Below are 20,755 nucleotides of genomic sequence, written 5' to 3' on the forward strand. Positions count from 1 at the left end.
TTTCCTCCACTGACTTTTAAGCGTTGCTATATCTGTAAAGCTGTCTTACAGATTTTTTGACCTTAATTGGGGTGGAGGAGAAGGTCAATCATATCGAATACACTTGACGAACGGCATTATCTGCCATTATGAGGGGCGAAAATCTGTCATGCAGCTTTACAGCGCGCATGAGCATGCATGCTGGCCATATTCCAGCGCGGACTGTGCCAGTTTCATTTTCATTTCCGGCTTATCGCCGACTGCAAGCACTTTATCGGGAGGATAAATATCCATGCATTCTGGGAAAACGGCGTCAGCCGATCGTGAGGTCTTCGTCGAAGAAGACCTCGGTTACCACAAGGCCCTCAAACCGCGTCAGATCCAGATGATCGCCATTGGCGGCGCCATCGGCACCGGGCTTTTCCTCGGTGCGGGCGGGCGTCTGGCGCAGGCAGGCCCGGCGCTGGTGTTTGTTTATGCACTCTGCGGCTTCTTCGCTTTTCTGGTGCTGCGCGCGCTCGGCGAACTGATCATGCACCGTCCGAGCTCCGGTTCCTTCGTGTCCTATGCCCGTGAGTTCTACGGCGAGAAAATGGCCTTCGCTGCCGGCTGGATGTACTGGCTGAACTGGGCCATGACCTCGGTGGCGGATGTGACTGCCGTTGCCCTCTACATGAATTTCTTCAAGCAATATGTTCCGTGGCTTGCGGGTATCGACCAGTGGGTCTTCGCGATGACGGCGCTTCTGGTCGTGCTGGCCATGAACATGCTGTCGGTGAAGGTCTTTGGTGAGCTTGAATTCTGGTTCAGCCTCATCAAGGTGCTGGCGCTTGCGATCTTCCTCGTGGTCGGCATTTATTTCGTCATCTTCGGCACCCCCATCGAAGGCCACGTCACCGGCTTCAGCATCATCACCGATAATGGCGGTTTCTTCCCGAACGGTATTTTGCCAGCCTTCGTGATCATACAGGGCGTCGTCTTCGCTTATGCCTCCATCGAACTGATCGGCACGGCGGCAGGCGAGACGGAAGACCCGCGTAAGGTCATGCCCCGCGCCATCCGCGCCGTGGTCCTGCGCCTCGTGGTCTTTTATGTCGGTTCGGTGCTGCTGTTCGCGCTGCTTCTGCCCTATACCGCCTACAAGGCTGGCGAGAGCCCCTTCGTCACCTTCTTCGGTTCCATCGGTGTGCAGGGCGCTGACGTGATCATGAACCTCGTCGTTCTGACCGCCGTGCTGTCCTCGCTCAATGCCGGACTTTATTCCACCGGCCGCATCCTGCACTCGATGGCGGTTTCCGGCTCGGCGCCGGCAGCACTTGCGAAGATGAACAAGAACGGCGTGCCCTATGGCGGCATAGCGGTGACCGCCGTCGTCACTGTTCTCGGCGTGGCGTTGAACGCCGTCGTTCCCGCTTCGGCCTTCGAGATCGCGCTCAACCTCTCGGCGCTCGGCATCATCTGCGCATGGGCCGTCATCGTGCTCTGCCAGTTGAAGCTCTGGCAGCTTTCCAAGCGTGGTGAACTCGTGCGTCCGGATTTCCGCATGTTCGGCGCGCCGTACACCGGCATTCTCACGCTCATCTTCCTGTTCGGCGTGCTGGTGCTGATGGCCTTCGATTATCCCGTCGGCTCCTGGACCATCGCCTCGCTGCTGGTCATCATCCCGGCGCTCGTCATCGGCTGGTATCTCTTGCGTGACCGCATCTACCGCCTCGCGGACGAGCGTGCGGGAGCATCGCAGTGAGCGGGCAGGACGCAACGCCTCTGGTGGCGGTCATCGCCACCGGCGGCACCATCGCCAGCCGGCGTGGTGCCGATGGCGTGAGCACGCCCAGCCTTTCGGGTGAGGATCTTCTGGCGCTGGTTCCGCAGATCACCGCCCGGCTGAAGCCGGTCGACTTGATGGCGAAGGATTCCTCCAGCCTGACACTGGCAGACATGCAGCGCATTAGCGATGCAGTGGGCGCGGAGCTCGATGATCCCGGCGTTGCCGGCATCGTGGTTCTGCATGGCACCGACGCCATGGAAGAATCGTCGCTGCTCGTGCATTTGCAGCGGGCCATCACAAAGCCGGTGGTCTTCACCGGCGCGCAATTTACGGCAGACCATAAGGACGCGGACGGACCGGCCAATCTGGCCCGGGCCATAGAAACAGCGCTCGATCAGGCGAATGCCGCAAAAGGCGTGCTCCTCTCCTTCGGCGGCCGCTGTCTGCCGGCGTGGGGGCTTTATAAGCTGAGCGCGGACGAGGCGGACGCCTTCCGCTCCGCCCGGCCGTTGGCTGCTGCAGCAACGCTGCGGCTTTCCGCCCCGGTCGCCGATCAGCGCGTCGATATCGTCGCCATTCATCCCGGCTGTGACGCGACCCATATCGATGCAAGCCTGCAGGCGGGCGCGAAAGGCATCGTTCTTGCCGCACTGGGTTCCGGCAACGCCAACCCGCGTATCTCCGAGGCCGTGAAGCGCTGCGCCGAACGTGGCGTGCCCGTCATCGTTTCCAGCCGCGTGCCGGAAGGGCGGCTGGTGGCGACCTATGGCGGCGGCGGCGGCGGGCATGATCTTGTCGCGGCGGGCGCCGTGCATTCATCCACGCTTCGCCCGGGCCAGGCCCGCATTTTGCTGGCAGCGCTGTTGGCCGGTAAAAGCCCGGCGGAAACCATCGTTTCCGCTTTCGGTGATAGCCCGCTCTCTTAGAGCACTTCCAGGAAAAGTGGACCCCGGTTTTCCGTCCGGAAAAGTGTCAAAACTCTAAGTAGCGGCAGCGATGCCCGCGACCGGCGGGCATCGAAATTCCTATAGGATTCCTATTTTATTGCCTCTGTGGCCGTCTCGAACCTTTATGCGGTTCGGGTGCATTCTTCTGTGCGGGAAGGGATGGTGTTCCCTTCTCAGCCAGAAAGAATGAAAAGCGACGTCCCACATGACGGCGCTTTTCTTCCTGTCCGGCTCCTCGAATAAAAAGGAGTCCCATCGATGATGGATGTTGTTCTGATCGGCGCAGCCACGGTGTTTTTCGCCCTCTGCTTTGCCTATACGCGCGCCTGCAACCGGCTTTAGACGGAGGCTGCGATGACATTCGACTATATCTTGAGCGGTGCCGTCACGGTCTTTATCGCCGCCTATCTCACCTATGCTCTCATTCGCCCCGAACGTTTCTGATCGGGAAGCGGCGGTTCGCGCGGCGGAGAGAAAATGGAATCGGATCCGCCGCTCTCTCTTTCTGTCCGAGCATCGGATTTTCCGAAAACCGCATGACACTTTTCGGTCCGATGCTTTATTGAAAGTTCAATACCATGACCCTCAATGGATGGTTTCAGATTCTGCTGTATTGCGGGATCATTTTTGCGCTGGTGAAGCCGCTCGGCTTCTATATGGCGCGTGTCTTTAATGGCGACCGCACCCTGCTGTCGCCGGTTCTGGCACCTGTAGAGCGTGGTCTCTACGCACTTGCCGGCACCAGCGAGCATGAGGAGCAGCACTGGACGACCTACGCCTTCTCCATGCTGCTCTTCAACCTTTTCGGTTTTGCCCTGCTTTATGCGCTGATGCGCTTTCAGGCCGTGCTGCCTTACAACCCGCAGGCGATGCCGGCCGTCGGGCCGGAATTGTCCTTCAATACGGCGGTCAGCTTCGTCACCAATACCAACTGGCAGAATTACGGCGGGGAGAGCACCCTGTCCTATTTGACCCAGATGTCCGGTCTCACCGTGCAGAATTTCGTTTCGGCCGCCACGGGCATGGCAATCGCCATTGGCCTCATCCGCGCTTTTTCGCGCGCCTCGGGCAAGGCCATCGGCAATTTCTGGGTGGATATGGTCCGTTCCACCCTCTACGTGCTTCTGCCGCTCTGTATCCTGCTGACGCTCGTTTATGTGTGGATCGGCGTACCGCAGACGCTCGGCGCCTATGTCACGGCGCAGACGCTGGAAGGTGCGCAGCAGACGATTGCCGTCGGCCCCGTGGCATCGCAGCTGGCGATCAAGATGCTCGGCACCAATGGCGGCGGTTTCTTCAATGCCAATTCCGCGCATCCCTTCGAAAACCCGGACGCCATCTCCAACATGATCCAGATGGTGTCGATATTCGCCATCGGCGCGGCCTTCACCAATGTCTTCGGCCGTATGGTCGGCAATCAGCGTCAGGGCTGGGCAATCCTCGCCGCGATGGGCGTACTGTTCATAGCCGGTGTCGCAGTCACCTATTGGGCGGAAGCAGCCGGTAACCCGCTGATGCACAATCTTGGTCTCGCCGGCGGCAACATGGAGGGCAAGGAAGTGCGCTTCGGCGTTGCGCTTTCCTCGCTCTTTGCGGTGATCACCACGGCTGCATCCTGTGGGGCGGTCAATGCCATGCACGGCAGCTTCACGGCGCTCGGCGGTCTCGTCCCGCTCATCAACATGCAGCTGGGTGAGGTGATCGTGGGCGGTGTCGGCGCGGGTTTCTACGGCATTCTTCTGTTCATCGTCATCGCCATTTTCGTGGCGGGTCTGATGGTCGGCCGCACGCCGGAATATCTCGGCAAGAAGATCGAGGCCAAGGAAATGAAGATGGCGGTTCTGGCCATTCTCTGCCTGCCGCTCGCCATGCTGGCTTTTACGGCAACGGCCACGGTTCTGCCCTCGGCGGTGGCGTCGATCGGCACGGCCGGACCGCACGGCTTCTCCGAAATCCTCTACGCCTACACATCGGCAGCCGCCAATAACGGCTCGGCATTCGGCGGGCTGACCGGCAATACCACCTGGTACAACATCACCCTGGGTCTCGGCATGCTGATGGGACGTTTTCTGGTCATCATCCCGGCACTCGCCATTGCAGGCTCGCTTGTCACCAAAAAGACCGTTCCTGCCTCGGCAGGCACCTTCCCGACAGATGGTCCGCTCTTCGTCGGCCTGCTTGTCGGCACGATCCTGATTGTCGGCGGTCTTACCTTCCTGCCAGCACTCGCGCTCGGCCCCGTTGCCGAACACCTTGTCATGGCGGCAGGCCAGCTCTTCTGAGGTGATGCCATGAATGACGACATGTCCCGACGTAGCCGCATCGTCTCCGCCCCCACGGACGCTCCCTTCAAAGGGAGCGCCACGCCCGGCGGCTGGTGCGCCTCGAATCTCATTCTTGCAATGATGGCGGCTCTGTTCGCCGCCGTCATTGCCCTCGAAGTTATCACGGGCTGATCGATCCTCATCGGTCGCCCTGTTTCAAACGCTGGAGCCTCTTCATGAGCCAGTCCAAACAAGCGAGCATCCTCGATTCTCGCATTCTCGTGCCGGCCATTGCCGACGCATTTAAAAAACTCAACCCGCGCACACTTGCGCGCAACCCGGTCATGTTCGTGGTGGCGACGGTGTCGGTGCTGACGACAGTGCTGTTCATCCGCGATCTCCTCACCGGCGGCGCCAATCTCGCCTTTTCCTTCCAGATCAATCTCTGGCTCTGGTTCACCGTATTGTTCGCCAATTTCGCCGAAGCCGTCGCCGAAGGGCGCGGCAAGGCGCAGGCGGATTCCCTGCGCAAGACACGCACGGAAACCCAGGCGAAACTTCTGATCGGCGACGATCGCGGCCAGTATAAAATGGTTGCGGGCGACAGCCTGAAGGTGAACGATGTCGTTCTCGTCGAAGCAGGCGATATCATCCCCTCCGACGGTGAAGTTATCGAGGGTGTCGCATCCGTCAACGAGGCGGCGATCACAGGCGAATCTGCCCCCGTCATTCGCGAATCCGGCGGCGACCGCTCGGCGGTCACCGGCGGCACGCAGGTGCTGTCGGACTGGATCCGCGTTCGCATCACCGCTGCTGCCGGCTCCACTTTTCTCGACCGGATGATTTCGCTGGTCGAAGGCGCCGAGCGCCAGAAGACGCCGAATGAGATTGCGCTCAACATCCTGCTTGCGGGCATGACGCTGATCTTCGTTCTGGCCACCGCGACCATTCCAAGCTTTGCCGCCTATGCCGGCGGTTCCATCCCGATCATCGTGCTGGTGGCGCTGTTCGTCACGCTTATCCCGACCACCATCGGCGCGCTGCTGTCTGCCATCGGCATTGCCGGCATGGACAGGCTGGTGCGTTTCAACGTGCTGGCCATGTCCGGTCGCGCCGTCGAGGCCGCCGGTGACGTCGATACGCTGTTGCTCGACAAGACCGGTACGATCACGCTTGGCAACCGGCAGGCGACCGAGTTCCGCCCCATCCCCGGCGTTTCCGAACAGGAACTTGCCGATGCCGCGCAGCTCGCCTCGCTCGCCGACGAAACCCCGGAAGGTCGCTCCATCGTGGTTCTGGCCAAGGAAAAATACGGCATCCGCGCCCGCGACATGCAGAAGCTGCACGCCACTTTCGTGCCCTTCACTGCCCAGACCCGCATGAGCGGCGTCGATTTCGAAGGCGCCTCCATCCGCAAGGGCGCGGTTGATGCGGTTCTCGCCTATGTCGATGGCGGCGCTCTGCAGCATGGCAATCAGGCGCTTGCGCTTAAAACCGAAACGGACGCTACGCGGGCTATCCGCACAATAGCGGAAGACATTGCCAAGGCCGGCGGCACCCCGCTCGCCGTCGTGCGGGATGGAAAGCTGCTCGGCGTCGTGCAGCTGAAGGACATCGTCAAGGGCGGCATTCGCGAGCGTTTCGCAGAGCTTCGCCGCATGGGCATCCGCACCGTCATGATCACGGGCGACAACCCGATGACGGCGGCAGCGATTGCGGCCGAAGCCGGCGTCGATGATTTCCTCGCCCAGGCAACGCCGGAAAACAAGCTGGAGCTTATCCGCGAGGAGCAGGCCAAGGGCAAGCTTGTCGCCATGTGCGGCGACGGCACCAACGACGCGCCGGCGCTGGCGCAGGCCGATGTCGGCGTTGCTATGAACACGGGTACGGTGGCGGCCCGCGAAGCCGGCAATATGGTCGATCTCGACAGCGACCCGACCAAGCTCATCGAGATTGTCGAAATCGGCAAGCAATTGCTGATGACGCGCGGCGCGCTGACGACCTTCTCCATCGCCAACGATATCGCCAAATATTTCGCCATTATCCCGGCAATGTTCCTGGCACTCTATCCGCAGCTCGGCGTTCTGAATGTGATGGGACTTTCGACACCGCAGAGCGCCATCCTGTCGGCCATCATCTTCAACGCGCTCATCATCATCGCGCTCATCCCGCTGTCGCTGAAGGGCGTCAAATATCGGCCGATCGGTGCGGGCGCGCTTCTGTCGCGCAATCTGGTCATCTATGGCCTCGGCGGCATCATCGTTCCCTTCATCGGCATCAAGGCCATTGACGTCGCCGTCACGGCGCTCGGTCTCGCCTGAGGAGTAAAGACAATGTTCAAACAGCTTCGTCCCGCACTGGTGCTCATCCTCGCCACCACTGCCATCACCGGCCTTGCCTATCCGCTGGGCATGACGGGTCTGGCGCAGGCGCTCTTTCCCGTTCAGGCCAAGGGCAGCCTGATCGAGAAGGATGGCAAGGTGGTCGGCTCGCAATTGATCGGTCAAGCCTTTACCGGTGAGACCTATTTTCACGGACGCCCCTCCGCCGCCGGCGACGGGTATAATGCCGCCTCATCGTCCGGCTCCAATCTGGGCCCGACGAGTGCCAAGCTCATCGACCGGGTGAAAACGGATTATGAGGCCGCAAAGGCCGAAAACCCGGCCGCCGGAGTTCCGGTCGATCTGGTGACGGCATCAGGCAGCGGTCTTGATCCGCATGTCTCGCCGGAGGCTGCCTATTTCCAGGTGCCGCGCGTCGCCAAGGCAAGGGGCATGGATGAAACCGCGTTGCGTGCCCTCGTCGAGCGTCATGTCGAAGCGCCGGAACTCGGCTTCATGGGCGAGCCCGTTGTAAATGTGTTGGCACTCAATATGGCACTTGACGCAGCCGGCTCATGAACTGAAATGGCTATGGCTTCTTTGGAAGCCATAGCCTCGACCACTGGTGGTTAAATGCCTGACGATATGAGCGATATGCCGAGCCGACCGTCGCCCGATGCGCTGCTGGAAAATGCCCAGCGCGAGGCAAGAGGCCGGCTGAAGATTTTTTTAGGCGCTGCACCCGGTGTCGGCAAGACATATGAAATGCTGATGTCCGGCCGAGCGAAGCTCGCGGATGGTGTCGATACGGTTATCGGTGTCGTGGAAACCCACGGTCGCCGGGAAACCGAGGCGTTGGTCGAAGGGTTGAGCGTGATCCCGCGCAAGCGCATCGAGTATCGCGGTCAGGTGCTGGAGGAGATGGATATCGACGCCATCCTCGCCCGTCGCCCCGCTCTGGTTCTGGTCGATGAACTCGCCCATACGAATGCCGCCGGCAGCCGCCATCCCAAGCGCTACATGGATGTTCAGGAAATCCTTGCGCAGGGCATCGATGTCTATACGACGCTGAACATCCAGCATGTCGAAAGCCTGAACGATGTGGTGGCGCAGATCACCCGCATCCGCGTGCGCGAAACTGTGCCGGACAGCATCATCGACCGGGCCGACGACGTCGAAATCATCGATATCACCCCCGATGACCTGATCAAGCGGCTGCAAGACGGCAAGGTTTACCTGCCGCGTACCGCCCGGCGTGCCATCGAGAATTATTTCTCCCGGGGCAACCTGACGGCGTTGCGCGAACTCGCACTGCGTCGCACGGCGCAACGTGTGGACGAGCAATTGCTCAACCACATGCAATCCCATGCCATTTCCGGCCCATGGGCGGCAGGAGACAGGGTTCTGGTCTGTCTCGATCATGGCGGCAATGGCCCGGGTCTGGTGCGTTATGCTCGCCGGCAGGCGGATCGGCTGCGGGCGCCCTGGACGGCGCTGCATCTCGATACGCCGCGTTCGCAGCAATTGTCGGAGGCGGAGAAGGACCGGCTGGCCGGCACGATGCGGCTTGCCCAGCAGCTTGGCGGCGAGACGGTGACCCTGCCGGCGCTCGACCTGACACGGGAGATCATCTCCTATGCCAACGCCAATAATTTCACCCACATCATCATCGGCCGCCCGCGAAAATCCTGGTGGCAGCGGATTTTTCAGCGCTCGCTGACGCATGATCTGATCGACCATGCGGGCGATATCAGCGTACACGTCATTTCCGGCGACAAAAAAGAAGAGAAGTTGGGCCAGGCCGCAAAGCCGGCCTCGGCGCAATCGCATCGTTCTATACGGCCTTATCTTAGCAGCACCCTGTTCGTCGGCTTGGCAATCGTGGCCGGCATCGTGCTCGACCAGACGCTCGATGTTCGAAATCTGGCGCTGGTGTTCCTGATGGCGGTTCTCGCCGCCGCCGTGCGCGGCGGGCTGGGGCCAGCGCTTTATGCTTCCCTGCTCGGCGCTTTTGCATTCAATTTTTTCTTCCTTGAGCCGCGTTACACCCTGACCGTTCGCGATCCGGAAAGTGTCGTGGCGCTGCTGTTTTATCTCGGCGTGGCGCTTGTCGCCTCCAATCTCACGGCGGCCGTGCAACGGCAGGCCTCCGCCGCGCGGGCAAGGGCGCGAACGACGGAAGATTTATATCTGTTCTCGAAGAAGCTTTCGGTGACGGGAACGCTGGACGATGTGCTGTGGGCGGCCGCTTTCCAGATGGCCTCGATGCTGAAGGTGCGGATCGTTCTTCTCTTACCGGAAAACAATACGATCACGGTCAAGGCGGGGTATCCGCCGGACGATACGCTGGTGGATGCCGATATTGCCGCGGCGCAATGGGCCTGGGAACATAACAAGGCGGCGGGCAGGGGCGCGGATACGCTGCCCGGCGCCAAACGGCTTTATCTGCCCCTGCGCACCGGCAGCGGCGCCGTCGGCGTGGTGGGGCTGGACGATGACCGGCTCGGCCCGCTTTTGACACCGGAACAGCAGCGGCTGTTCGATGCCCTGGCCGATCAGGCGGCGCTCGCCATCGAGCGTATTCAACTCGTCTCGGATGTCGACCGGGCAAGGCTTGCGGCGGAAACCGACCGGCTGCGCACCGCGCTCCTGACATCCATCTCCCACGACCTTAAAACGCCGCTTGCGGCCATTCTGGGCTCGGCCGGAACGCTGAAGGATTTCGCCGAGGACATCCCGCCGGATGCGCGCGCCGAACTGCTTTCGACGATCATCGAGGAATCCGAGCGGCTGAACCGGTTCATCTCTAATCTTCTTGATATGACGCGGATCGGTTCGGGCGCGATGGAGCCGAATTACGGTCTGCATTTCGTGGGCGACATGGTCGGAACCGCACTTTCGCGCGCAGCGAAAATCGTCGTCAGGCATGAGATCGTTCTGGATATTCCCTCCGACCTGCCGATGCTGAAGGTCGACCCTGTGCTTTTCGAACAGGTTCTATTCAATCTCATCGACAATGCCGCCAAATACGCTCCCGAACATACCGCTATCGAGATTCGCGGCTGGCGGCAGGGCAAGAATATCTTCCTCTCCGTGGCCGATGCGGGGCCGGGTATTCCACCCGACGATGCGGAGCGGGTGTTTGACAGTTTTTACCGGGTGCGCAAGACGGACCATGTGCAGGCCGGAACGGGCCTGGGGCTATCCATCTGCAAGGGGTTTATCGAGGCCATGGGCGGTTCGATCCGCGCGGAAAACAGGTCGGGCCGCACCGGTGCGCAGTTTACCGTCAGTCTGCCGGTTCCGGCCGATGCGCCGGTGATAGACCATGATTAAGGCGCGATTGCCGGCGACAAGCAGCCATGCCGCTGAAGGAGATCGGGAATGACCAATTCCGCCGTTCGTATTCTGATCGTCGACGACGAACCGCCGATCCGCAAGCTTTTGCGCGTAGGGCTGTCGACCCAGGAATATGCGGTGAGCGAGGCGATGAATGCGAAGGTCGCCATGGAGCTGGTTAGTGAGGACGAGCCCGATCTCGTCGTTCTCGATCTCGGCCTGCCGGATATGTCGGGGCATGATCTTCTGGCGAAATGGCGCGGCGAAGGGCTGGCGCTGCCGGTCATCATCCTCTCCAGCCGTACGGATGAGGCGGGCATCGTCAGGGCGCTGGAACTGGGGGCCGATGACTACATTACCAAGCCTTTCGGCATGAACGAACTCGTCGCCCGCATCCGCGTCGCCCTGCGCCATCGTCTGCAAAGCCAGGGGGAGAGGCCGGTGTTCCAGACCGGCGATCTTTCTGTCGATCTGGTCCGGCGCATCGTCAAGGTGGAGGACCGGGAGGTGAAGCTCTCGCCCAAGGAGTATGACATTCTGCGGGTTCTGGTGCAGCATGCCGGCAAGGTGCTGACGCACCGTTTCCTGCTGGAGCATGTATGGGACGAACTGACCGACGTGCAATATTTACGGGTCTATGTGCGCCAGCTTCGCCAGAAGATCGAAAAAATCCCGGATCAGCCGCGCTATATTCTGACGGAAACCGGGGTCGGCTACCGGCTGCAGGAGGTATGAGGGCGCCGCAAGGCGACGCCCTCCGATAGTTTAAACGGCGGCGCAGATCGACAGGAATTCGTCGACATCGGCCTCGGTTGTCGCAAAGCTGGTGACCATACGGATCAGCACTTCGTCCTTGCCGACCTTTTCCGGCATGTCGCGCGGCTCCAGCCAGTCATAGAACTTCGCACCCTTTGCCGTGGCGGCTTCTGCGGCGGCTTTTGGCAGAATGGCGAAAACTTCATTGGCCTCGGTCGGCCAGGCAAGGCGGGCGCTGTTCAGCGAAGCGAAACCGGCGCGCAGGCGATTGGCCATGGCGTTGGCGTGGCTGGCGAGACCAAGCCACAGGTCGTCCTGCAGATAGGCCTCGAACTGCGCGGCGATGAAGCGCGACTTGGAAAAAAGCTGGGCGGTGCGCTTGCGCAGGAAGGAAAAATCCCGGGCGAGCGAGGGATCGAAGAAGACGATGGCTTCCGCACACCAGCAGCCATTTTTCGTGCCGCCGAAAGACAGGACGTCGACGCCGCGTTTCCAGGTCATTTCGGCCGGCGTGGTGCCGAGGGCGGAAAGCGCATTGGCAAAGCGCGCGCCGTCCATATGCAGCGGCAGGCCGTTTTCCTTGGCGATCTTCGATATCGCGTCGATTTCGTCGAGCGTATAGACGGTGCCGGCCTCGGTCGCCTGCGTCATGGTGATGGCTGCGGCCCGGCCGTGATGCACGGCATCCTGCGGATAACGCGCAATGCGCTCGATGAGGTTCTCCGGCAGCATCTTGCCGTTCGGTCCCTCGACGGCGACCATGCGCATGCCGGAAAAGAAATCCGGCGCGCCGCACTCGTCCTCGATCACATGCGCTTCGGAGTGACAGAAGGTCAGGCCGCCGGCGCGAGCGATGCTGGCCAGCGAAAGCGAATTGGCAGCCGTGCCGGTGGCGACGAAAAACACCGCGACCTCGCGCTCGAAAATCTCGTTGAAGCGCTTTTCGATGGAGAGATCGAGTTCGCTGGTGCCGTAGGCGGCGGCAAAGCGCGTGGATTCCCGCGAAAGCCGTTCGTTGACGGCAGGGTGGGCGCCGGCCCAATTGTCTGAAGCAAAAAACATCTCTGAAGGCTTTCCGATGGCTGGGGTTCTGGTTTGGGAATGCGTGGCGCGATGAACGGCAAAGTTCTATGACCTAAGATTGCGATTGGCAAATCCGGCAATGAAAGCAATGGCTCCGCAGGTCTTGCGATAAGAAAGTTTCGCGCAATAGGTCAGTATCGAAACTTCGCTGCAAAATGGGGCTTTCACTAATTGGATTCGCACCCTTGCTAAATTCGCCTGTTTCTGCCAAAATCCTCTTGAATTGAGACAGCTTTGCTGTCCTAAATTTGGTCGAGCCGGATTGAATGCGGATTTTGCGGGAAGCGAAAATTCGTGTCGAGCCGGATCTTCGCATGAAACCATGCAAGTAATTTTGCAGGAGGGACAAAAATGACGAACAAGCCGCAGGCGGAAATCGCCGCCGCCACCCTGACCACTGACTGTCCCACCGCGGCTGCGGCCGCACCCGTTTCTGCGAAAGCGCGTTTCGCGGGCGGTTTGCCGGAAAGGCAGGGTCTTTACGATCCGGCCAATGAACATGATGCCTGCGGCGTCGGCTTCGTTGCCCATATGAAGGGCGTCAAGTCGCACCAGATCGTCAAGGACGGCCTGTTCATTCTCGAGAACCTGACGCATCGCGGCGCCGTCGGCGCAGATCCGCTGATGGGCGATGGTGCGGGCATTCTCGTGCAGATTCCCGACCGCTTCTTCCGTGAGGAAATGGCGGCGCAGGGCGTTACCCTGCCGAAGGCCGGCGAATATGCCGTTGGCCACATCTTTATGCCGCGCGATCCTTCCCGTATCGAGCATTACAAGAAGGTCATCGTCGACGTCATCGGCGAAGAGGGGCAGCAGTTCCTCGGTTTCCGCGATGTGCCGGTCGACAATTCCTCGCTCTCCAAGGCGCCGGATATCGCAGCGACCGAACCGCACCACGTGCAGGTCTTCATCGGCGCCGGCCGCGATGCCGCGAGCAATGCCGATTTCGAGCGCAAGCTGTTCCTGATCCGCAAGGTACTGTCCAACCGCATCTATGACGAGGGCGGCGGCAAGGAAACGCAGGATTTCTATCCCGTTTCCCTCTCCTCCTCGACCATCGTTTACAAGGGCATGTTCCTCGCCTATCAGGTGGGCGCTTATTACAAGGATCTTGCCGATCCGCGTTTCGAATCCGCCGTCGCCCTCGTGCACCAGCGTTTTTCGACCAACACCTTCCCGTCCTGGAAGCTGGCGCATCCCTACCGCATGGTCGCCCATAACGGCGAAATCAACACGCTGCGCGGCAACGTCAACTGGATGGCGGCGCGCCAGGCGTCGGTTTCCTCGGTGCTGTTTGGCGACGATATCTCCAAGCTCTGGCCGATCTCCTATGAAGGCCAGTCGGATACGGCCTGCTTCGACAACGCGCTCGAATTCCTCGTGCGCGGCGGTTACTCCATGGCCCATGCCGTGATGATGCTGATCCCGGAGGCCTGGGCCGGCAACCAGTCCATGTCGGCCGAACGCAAGGCGTTCTACGAATATCACGCAGCGCTGATGGAGCCGTGGGACGGCCCGGCCGCCGTCGCCTTCACCGATGGCAAGCAGATCGGCGCGACGCTCGACCGCAACGGCCTGCGTCCGGCGCGTTACCTCGTCACCGATGACGACCGTATCATCATGGCGTCGGAAGCAGGCACGCTGCCGGTGCCGGAAGAGCGCATCGTCAAGAAGTGGCGCTTGCAGCCCGGCAAGATGCTGCTGATTGATATGGAAAAGGGCTCCATCGTTTCCGACGAGGAAGTCAAGCACGAGCTTGCCGCCAAGCACCCCTACCGCACCTGGCTCGACCGCACGCAGCTCATCCTCGAAGAGCTGAAGCCGGTTGAACCGCGCGCGCTGCGCCGCGATGTGTCGCTGCTCGACCGTCAGCAGGCCTTCGGCTACACCAGCGAAGATACCAAGCTCCTGATGTCGCCCATGGCGACGACCGGTCAGGAAGCCATCGGCTCAATGGGCACGGATACGCCGATCTCGGCCATGTCGGAAAAGTCGAAGCTGCTTTACACCTATTTCAAGCAGAACTTCGCCCAGGTCACCAACCCGCCGATCGATCCGATCCGCGAAGAGCTCGTCATGAGCCTCGTGTCCTTCATCGGTCCGCGCCCGAACATTCTCGACCATGAAGGTGCCGCCCGCGCCAAGCGTCTGGAAGTGCGCCAGCCGATCCTGACCAATGGCGATCTGGAAAAGATCCGCTCCATCGGCCACACGGAAGACCGTTTCGACACCAAGACGCTCGACTTCACCTATGATGTGGAGCGCGGTGCCGAAGGCATGCCTGAAATGCTCGACCGCCTGTGCGAGCGTGCGGAATCGGCCGTTCGCGGCGGTTATAACATCATCGTTCTCTCCGACCGCCAGCTTGGTCCGGACCGTATCGCGATCCCCGCCCTTCTGGCGACCGCCGCTGTGCACCATCACCTGATCCGCAAGGGTCTGCGCACCTCGGTCGGCCTCGTCGTGGAAACCGGTGAGCCGCGCGAAATCCACCATTTCTGTCTGCTGGCCGGTTATGGTGCCGAGGCGATCAACCCGTATCTCGCCTTCGACACGCTGCTCGACATGCACAAGCACGGCGCCTTCCCGAAGGAAGTCTCCGACGATGAAGTGGTCTATCGCTACATCAAGGCTGTGGGTAAGGGCATCCTCAAGGTCATGTCCAAGATGGGTATTTCCACCTACCAGTCCTATTGCGGCGCGCAGATTTTCGACGCCATCGGCCTTTCCTCGGAATTCGTCGAGAAGTATTTCTTCGGCACTGCCACCTCCATCGAAGGTGTCGGCCTGACTGAGATTGCCGAAGAAACCGTGGCACGTCACACAGCGGCCTTTGGCAAGGACCCGATCCTCGCCAACACGCTCGATATTGGCGGCGAATACGCCTATCGCATGCGCGGCGAAAGCCACGCCTGGACGCCGGATGCCGTCGCCTCGCTGCAGCACGCCGTGCGCGGCAACAGCCAGGATCGCTACCGCGAATTCGCCGGCATGGTGAATGAGACGGCGCTGCGGATGAACACCATTCGCGGCCTGTTCAAGGTCAAGTCGGCGGAAGCACTCGGTCGCAAGCCGGTCTCCATCGATGAGGTCGAACCGGCGGCTGATATCGTCAAGCGTTTCTCGACCGGGGCGATGTCCTTCGGCTCGATCAGCCGTGAGGCGCATACCACGCTTGCGATCGCCATGAACCGTATCGGCGGCAAGTCCAACACGGGTGAAGGCGGCGAAGAATCCGACCGTTACATGCCGCTGTTGAACGGTAAGCCGAACCCGGAACGCTCCGCCATCAAGCAGATCGCTTCCGGACGCTTCGGTGTAACGACCGAATATCTCGTCAATGCCGATATGCTGCAGATCAAGGTGGCACAGGGTGCCAAGCCCGGCGAAGGCGGCCAGCTGCCCGGCCATAAGGTGGATGCGACGGTTGCCAAAACCCGGCATTCGACGCCGGGCGTCGGCCTCATTTCGCCGCCGCCGCATCACGATATCTACTCCATCGAAGATTTGGCGCAGCTGATCTACGACCTGAAGAACGTCAACCCTGAAGCCGATGTTTCGGTGAAGCTGGTGTCGGAAGTCGGTGTCGGCACGGTTGCGGCCGGTGTCGCCAAGGCGCGCGCCGACCATATCACCGTTGCCGGTTTCGATGGCGGTACGGGTGCTTCGCCGCTCACCTCGCTGAAGCACGCCGGTTCCCCATGGGAAATCGGTCTTGCCGAAACCCAGCAGACGCTGGTGCTGAACGGTCTTCGCTCGCGCGTTGCCCTGCAGGTGGATGGCGGTCTGAAGACCGGCCGCGACGTCATCATCGGCGCGCTGCTCGGTGCGGATGAATTTGGCTTTGCCACCGCGCCGCTGATTGCGGCCGGCTGCATCATGATGCGCAAGTGCCATCTCAACACCTGCCCGGTGGGCGTCGCCACGCAGGACCCGGTTCTGCGCAAGCGCTTCAAGGGCACGCCGGAACACGTCATCAACTACTTCTTCTTCGTGGCCGAAGAAGTGCGCGAAATCCTCGCTTCGCTTGGCGTTACCAGGCTGGACGAGATCATCGGCGCTTCCGAGCTGCTGGAGAAGGATGAGATGCTGGCGCACTGGAAGGCCAAGGGGCTGGATTTCAGCCGCATCTTCCACAAGGTCGAGGCACCCAAGGAAGCGACGTTCTGGACCGAACGCCAGAAGCATCCGATCGACGACATTCTCGACCGCAAGCTGATCGAAAAGTCCCTGCCGTCGCTGGAAAACCGCGAGCCCGTGGTCTTCGAAGTGCCGATCAAGAACGTCGACCGTTCTGCCGGCGCCATGCTGTCGGGTGCGCTTGCCAAGCGCTGGGGTCACAAGGGCCTGAAAGACGACACGATCCACGTCACCCTCAAGGGTACGGCGGGCCAGTCTTTCGGCGCGTTCCTCGCCCGCGGCATCACCTTCGATCTGGTGGGTGACGGCAACGACTATGTCGGCAAGGGCCTTTCGGGTGGCCGCATCATCGTGCGTCCGCCGGAAAACACCCGTATCGTCGCGGAAAACTCGATCATCGTCGGTAATACCGTTCTTTACGGCGCGATCACCGGCGAGTGCTATTTCCGTGGCGTGGCTGGCGAGCGTTTCGCGGTGCGTAACTCCGGCGCGGTCGCGGTTGTCGAAGGTGTCGGCGACCACGGTTGCGAATACATGACCGGCGGCATCGTCGTCGTTCTCGGTGAAACGGGCCGCAACTTCGCGGCCGGCATGTCCGGCGGCGTTGCTTATGTTCTCGACGAGAAGGGCGATTTCGCCACACGCTGCAACATGGCGATGGTCGAGCTGGAGCCGGTTCCGGAAGAGGACGACATGCTGGAGAAGCTGCACCATCACGGCGGTGACCTCATGCACAAGGGACGCGTGGACGTTTCCGAGGACATGACGCGCCACGACGAGGAGCGTCTCTACCAGCTGATCTCGAACCACTTCCATTACACGAACTCGTCGCGCGCCAAGGATATACTCGACCGCTGGAGCGAGTTCCGTCCGAAATTCCGCAAGGTCATGCCGGTCGAATACCGGCGTGCGCTTGAGGAAATGGAGCGCATGCGCATGGGCGTGGCGGCGGAGTAATCCGCCGCGTGAGGATACTACACCAACTGGTCTCGCTGATGATCGCGGTCGCCGTTCCACGGCGATCACCTGGACGAGCGGCGAGACCGGATTTGAGTTCATCGTGCTGGGGGCGACTTTTGGTTTCGCTTACTGGTACTGGGGCCCGACAGGCGCTCCGCTTTGATGTGAGGACATAAACGTGGGCAAGGTTACAGGTTTTCTGGAGATCGACCGGCAGGTGGGCAAGTATCAGCCCGCATCGGATCGTATCCGCCATTTCCGCGAATTCACCATTCCGATGTCGGATGCCGAGGTGCAGAAGCAGGCGGCGCGCTGCATGGATTGCGGCATTCCCTATTGTCATGGCCCGACCGGCTGTCCCGTGCACAACCAGATCCCCGACTGGAACGATCTGGTCTATAACAACAATTGGGAAGAGGCGATCCGCAACCTCCATTCCACCAACAACTTCCCGGAATTTACCGGCCGCGTCTGTCCCGCGCCTTGTGAGGAGGCTTGCACGCTGAACCTCGAGGATGCGCCGGTCGCCATCAAGACTGTCGAGCAGGCGATTGCCGACAAGGCCTATGAGTTGGGCTTCATCGTGCCGAAGCCGGCGACGATCCACACCGGCAAGAAGGTTGCCATCATCGGTTCCGGTCCTTCGGGCATGGCGGCTGCGCAGCAGCTCGGCCGCGCCGGCCACGAGGTTCATGTCTATGAGCGCGAATCCAAGCCAGGCGGCCTGCTGCGATACGGTATTCCGGACTTCAAGATGGAGAAGAACTTCATCGACCGCCGTGTCGAGCAGATCAAGGGTGAAGGCGTCACCTTCCATTGCGGCGTCAATGTCGGCGTCGATGTAACGGTTGAGGCGCTTCTGGCCGACCACGATGCCGTGCTTTATTGCGGCGGTTCGGAAACCCCGCGCCCGGCCGGTATCGGCGGCGCCGATCTGCATGGCGTTTATGATGCCATGCCCTATCTCGTGCAGCAGAACCGCCGCGTCGGTCGCGAAAATATCGATAGCGTCGGCTGGCCGGCCGATCCGATTCTTGCCGGCGGCAAGCATGTCGTCGTTGTCGGCGGCGGCGATACCGCATCCGACTGCGTCGGTACGGCTTTCCGTCAGGGTGCGGTGAAGGTCACACAGCTCGACATCCGCCCGATGCCGCCGGAAAAGGAAGACAAGCTGGCGGTCTGGCCCTTCTGGGCGACCAAGATGCGCACCTCGTCCTCGCAGGCCGAAGGCGCCATCCGCGAGTTCCAAGTGGCGACGCTCGAATTCGTTGGCGAAGACGGCGTGTTGACCGGCGTGAAGTGCTGCCAGGTGGATGACCGCCGCAAGCCGATTGCCGGCACGGAATTCATCATCAAGGCCGATCTCGCCTTCATCGCCATCGGCTTTTCCGGTCCCTTCACGGACAGCGTGCTGAAGGAAATGGAAGGCAAGCTGACGCTCAACACCGACCGTCGCGGTTCCACCAATGTGATCGCCAACGAAACGGACTACAAAACCTCGGTCGACAAGCTGTGGGCGGCGGGCGACGTACGCCGTGGCCAGTCGCTGGTGGTCTGGGCGATCCGCGAAGGCCGTCAGGCGGCGCGCGCGATCGATGAAGCGCTGATGGGTGCGACCGTTCTTCCGCGCTAAGCACCGACGGTAATGCGAACCGGAAAGGCCTGTTGCAAACACAACAGGCCTTTTCTTTTGGCTGCGAAAATGAGGGCTCCTTCTTCAGCAATAGGGAAGAATGACACAAAAGCACGCACCACCGGTGGAAGCGTCGCTGATGGTGATCTCCCCGCCGTGATAACGGACGATTTCCTGCACGAGGTTGAGCCCGAGCCCGGTGCCGCGATCTTTCGGTCGCAGGCGGTGGAAGGCATCGAAAACCAGTTCCCGGTCCTCCTCGGGAATGCCATTGCCCTCATCGGCTATCTCGATCACCCGGTTTGCAGCCACCCTTATCGTGATCGTGCCGCGATTGCCGCCATGTTCGATGGCGTTTTGCACGATGTTCATCAGGGCGCGCTGCAACGAAGCGTCGTCGGCAAGGGCGAGGATAGGCTCCTCCTCCGGTTCGAAGGACAGCGCATATCCCTGTGATATGGCGAGCGGGGCCATATCGGCGACGACCGATCTGCACAGCGTGACAAGATCAAGCGGGACTAGATGTGAGCTTTCATTAGGTTGTCCATTCGGAGCGGATTTAGGAGACTGGAGTTACCACACCTCAGTCATCCAGGATCGCCCCGAATGAACATCCATAAGAATGCCCGACTGACGCCATTGCGTCGAGAAGAAATGGCTGCCGCTGTTCTTGGCGGCAAGCTTTCGAAAGCCCAGGCGGCCCTGCTCTACGGTGTTTCGCTGAAGATCGTTTCTCGCTGGGCGGAACGGTTCAAAGCATTGGGCCGGGCGGCGATGATGGATCGCTCATCGCGACCTGCCAGCAGTCCGAGACAGACGAATGGCGGCGTTATCGAACGGATCCTCCATCTTCGCAGACAACGCCTGACCGGCAAGCACATTGCCATGGAGACCGGCGTATCTCCCGCCACCGTCAGCCGCGTTCTCAGGCGGGCTGGTCTATCCCGGATGAAGGATATCGTTCCGGCGGAACCTGTCATGCGCTACGAATATGCCGAGCCGGGTGGCCTGATCCATCTCGACATCAAGCGCCTTGGCCGTTTCGAGCGCATCGGTCACCGGATCACAGGTGACAGGACGGGCCAAAGCAACTCACGCGGAGTGGGCTGGGAATACGTCCACGTCTGCATCGATGATGCTTCTCGCATTGCCTTCACCGACATCTTCCCAGACGAAAAAGCCGTCAGCGCCATCGTATTCCTCAAGGCAGCCGTTGGTTATTACGAAAGCCTCGGCGTCACGGTTACGCGGGTGATGACCGACAACGGCTCCTGCTATGTCGCAAAGGAGTTTGCCAAAGCCTGCCGAGCACTCGGCCTCAAGCACATTCGAACCAGACCTTACACGCCAAAAACCAACGGCAAGGCCGAGCGCTTCATTCAGACCGCCTTGCGGGAGTGGGCGTATGCACGTCCATATCCATCATCAGAGATACGCAAAACGCACCTGCCAAACTGGACGCACATGTACAATTGGCATCGCCCTCATGGCGGGATAAAATCAAAAACACCAATCAGTCGCCTCGGCCTCAACCGGGACAACCTGTTGAGGTTCCACAACTAGAG

Annotated in this window: 13 protein-coding genes and 1 pseudogene; 12 read left to right on the top strand and 2 right to left on the bottom strand. The window is 60.8% G+C overall.

The window, feature by feature from the left end; translation table 11 throughout:
- Positions 1-271: 271 nt before the first annotated feature.
- From F3H58_RS19085 to F3H58_RS19120, 9 genes are all read left to right on the top strand, one after another.
- Positions 272-1,723, top strand: a complete 1,452-nt coding sequence (locus tag F3H58_RS19085; RefSeq protein ID WP_078052064.1) for an amino acid permease — start codon at positions 272-274, stop codon at positions 1,721-1,723.
- Positions 1,720-2,673: an asparaginase gene (locus tag F3H58_RS19090; RefSeq protein WP_149743316.1), complete on the top strand. Its 954-nt coding sequence runs from the start codon at positions 1,720-1,722 to the stop codon at positions 2,671-2,673. The genes F3H58_RS19085 and F3H58_RS19090 overlap by 4 nt, the downstream gene beginning before the upstream one ends.
- 375 nt (positions 2,674-3,048) lie before the next feature.
- Positions 3,049-3,138 carry a K(+)-transporting ATPase subunit F gene (gene kdpF, locus F3H58_RS19095; protein ID WP_003506089.1) on the top strand — a complete coding sequence of 30 codons (90 nt, stop codon included), beginning with the start codon at positions 3,049-3,051 and terminating at the stop codon, positions 3,136-3,138.
- Positions 3,139-3,272: 134 nt separating this feature from the next.
- The gene (gene kdpA, locus F3H58_RS19100; RefSeq protein WP_149743317.1) at positions 3,273-4,976 is read left to right on the top strand and encodes a potassium-transporting ATPase subunit KdpA; all 1,704 of its coding nucleotides are present in this window, start codon (positions 3,273-3,275) and stop codon (positions 4,974-4,976) included.
- A gap of 9 nt (positions 4,977-4,985) precedes the next feature.
- Positions 4,986-5,150 carry a hypothetical protein gene (locus F3H58_RS27290; protein WP_188128986.1) on the top strand — a complete coding sequence of 55 codons (165 nt, stop codon included), beginning with the start codon at positions 4,986-4,988 and terminating at the stop codon, positions 5,148-5,150.
- Between the two features lie 44 nt (positions 5,151-5,194).
- Positions 5,195-7,279, top strand: coding sequence for a potassium-transporting ATPase subunit KdpB (gene kdpB / locus F3H58_RS19105; RefSeq protein WP_149743318.1), 2,085 nt, complete (start codon positions 5,195-5,197; stop codon positions 7,277-7,279).
- A 12-nt stretch (positions 7,280-7,291) separates the two neighbouring features.
- Entirely contained in the window at positions 7,292-7,858 is a 567-nt protein-coding gene (kdpC, locus tag F3H58_RS19110; RefSeq protein ID WP_149743319.1) for a potassium-transporting ATPase subunit KdpC, read from the top strand.
- Positions 7,859-7,912: 54 nt separating this feature from the next.
- Entirely contained in the window at positions 7,913-10,615 is a 2,703-nt protein-coding gene (locus tag F3H58_RS19115; RefSeq protein ID WP_149743320.1) for a DUF4118 domain-containing protein, read from the top strand.
- Positions 10,616-10,663: 48 nt separating this feature from the next.
- Entirely contained in the window at positions 10,664-11,353 is a 690-nt protein-coding gene (locus tag F3H58_RS19120; protein ID WP_149743321.1) for a response regulator transcription factor, read from the top strand.
- A gap of 30 nt (positions 11,354-11,383) precedes the next feature.
- Here F3H58_RS19120 and F3H58_RS19125 read toward each other — a convergent pair whose 3' ends face one another.
- On the bottom strand, positions 11,384-12,436 hold the full coding sequence (locus F3H58_RS19125; protein ID WP_149743322.1) for a threonine aldolase family protein: 1,053 nt from the start codon (positions 12,434-12,436) through the stop codon (positions 11,384-11,386).
- Between the two features lie 372 nt (positions 12,437-12,808).
- Between F3H58_RS19125 and gltB the strand changes: the two genes are divergently transcribed.
- Both gltB and F3H58_RS19135 read left to right on the top strand, forming a co-directional pair.
- A complete protein-coding gene (gltB, locus tag F3H58_RS19130; protein WP_149743323.1) occupies positions 12,809-17,554 on the top strand; it encodes a glutamate synthase large subunit in 4,746 nt (1,581 codons plus the stop codon).
- A 181-nt stretch (positions 17,555-17,735) separates the two neighbouring features.
- Positions 17,736-19,190, top strand: a complete 1,455-nt coding sequence (locus F3H58_RS19135; protein WP_065656528.1) for a glutamate synthase subunit beta — start codon at positions 17,736-17,738, stop codon at positions 19,188-19,190.
- An 84-nt stretch (positions 19,191-19,274) separates the two neighbouring features.
- Here F3H58_RS19135 and F3H58_RS19140 read toward each other — a convergent pair.
- A pseudogene (locus F3H58_RS19140) lies at positions 19,275-19,724 on the bottom strand (sensor histidine kinase); the annotation flags it as partial.
- A gap of 72 nt (positions 19,725-19,796) precedes the next feature.
- On the opposite strand from F3H58_RS19140, the gene F3H58_RS19145 reads away from it, so the two are divergent.
- Positions 19,797-20,753 carry an IS481 family transposase gene (locus tag F3H58_RS19145; RefSeq protein WP_149742865.1) on the top strand — a complete coding sequence of 319 codons (957 nt, stop codon included), beginning with the start codon at positions 19,797-19,799 and terminating at the stop codon, positions 20,751-20,753.
- Positions 20,754-20,755 lie beyond the last annotated feature (2 nt).

Origin of the sequence: Rhizobium sp. NFACC06-2, assembly GCF_900101425.1 — a bacterium.
Taxonomy (GTDB): domain Bacteria; phylum Pseudomonadota; class Alphaproteobacteria; order Rhizobiales; family Rhizobiaceae; genus Agrobacterium; species Agrobacterium leguminum.

Excerpts from the sequence above, each read along its gene's own strand:
- kdpB (WP_149743318.1), top strand. The coding sequence starts at position 5,195 with ATGAGCCAGTCCAAACAAGCGAGCATCCTCGATTCTCGCATTCTCGTG.
- gltB (WP_149743323.1), top strand. The coding sequence starts at position 12,809 with ATGACGAACAAGCCGCAGGCGGAAATCGCCGCCGCCACCCTGACCACT.
- F3H58_RS19120 (WP_149743321.1), top strand. The coding sequence starts at position 10,664 with ATGACCAATTCCGCCGTTCGTATTCTGATCGTCGACGACGAACCGCCG.
- F3H58_RS19085 (WP_078052064.1), top strand. The coding sequence starts at position 272 with ATGCATTCTGGGAAAACGGCGTCAGCCGATCGTGAGGTCTTCGTCGAA.
- kdpF (WP_003506089.1), top strand. The coding sequence starts at position 3,049 with ATGACATTCGACTATATCTTGAGCGGTGCCGTCACGGTCTTTATCGCC.
- kdpC (WP_149743319.1), top strand. The coding sequence starts at position 7,292 with ATGTTCAAACAGCTTCGTCCCGCACTGGTGCTCATCCTCGCCACCACT.
- F3H58_RS27290 (WP_188128986.1), top strand. The coding sequence starts at position 4,986 with ATGAATGACGACATGTCCCGACGTAGCCGCATCGTCTCCGCCCCCACG.
- kdpA (WP_149743317.1), top strand. The coding sequence starts at position 3,273 with ATGACCCTCAATGGATGGTTTCAGATTCTGCTGTATTGCGGGATCATT.
- F3H58_RS19145 (WP_149742865.1), top strand. The coding sequence starts at position 19,797 with ATGAACATCCATAAGAATGCCCGACTGACGCCATTGCGTCGAGAAGAA.
- F3H58_RS19115 (WP_149743320.1), top strand. The coding sequence starts at position 7,913 with ATGCCTGACGATATGAGCGATATGCCGAGCCGACCGTCGCCCGATGCG.
- F3H58_RS19125 (WP_149743322.1), bottom strand. The coding sequence starts at position 12,436 with ATGTTTTTTGCTTCAGACAATTGGGCCGGCGCCCACCCTGCCGTCAAC.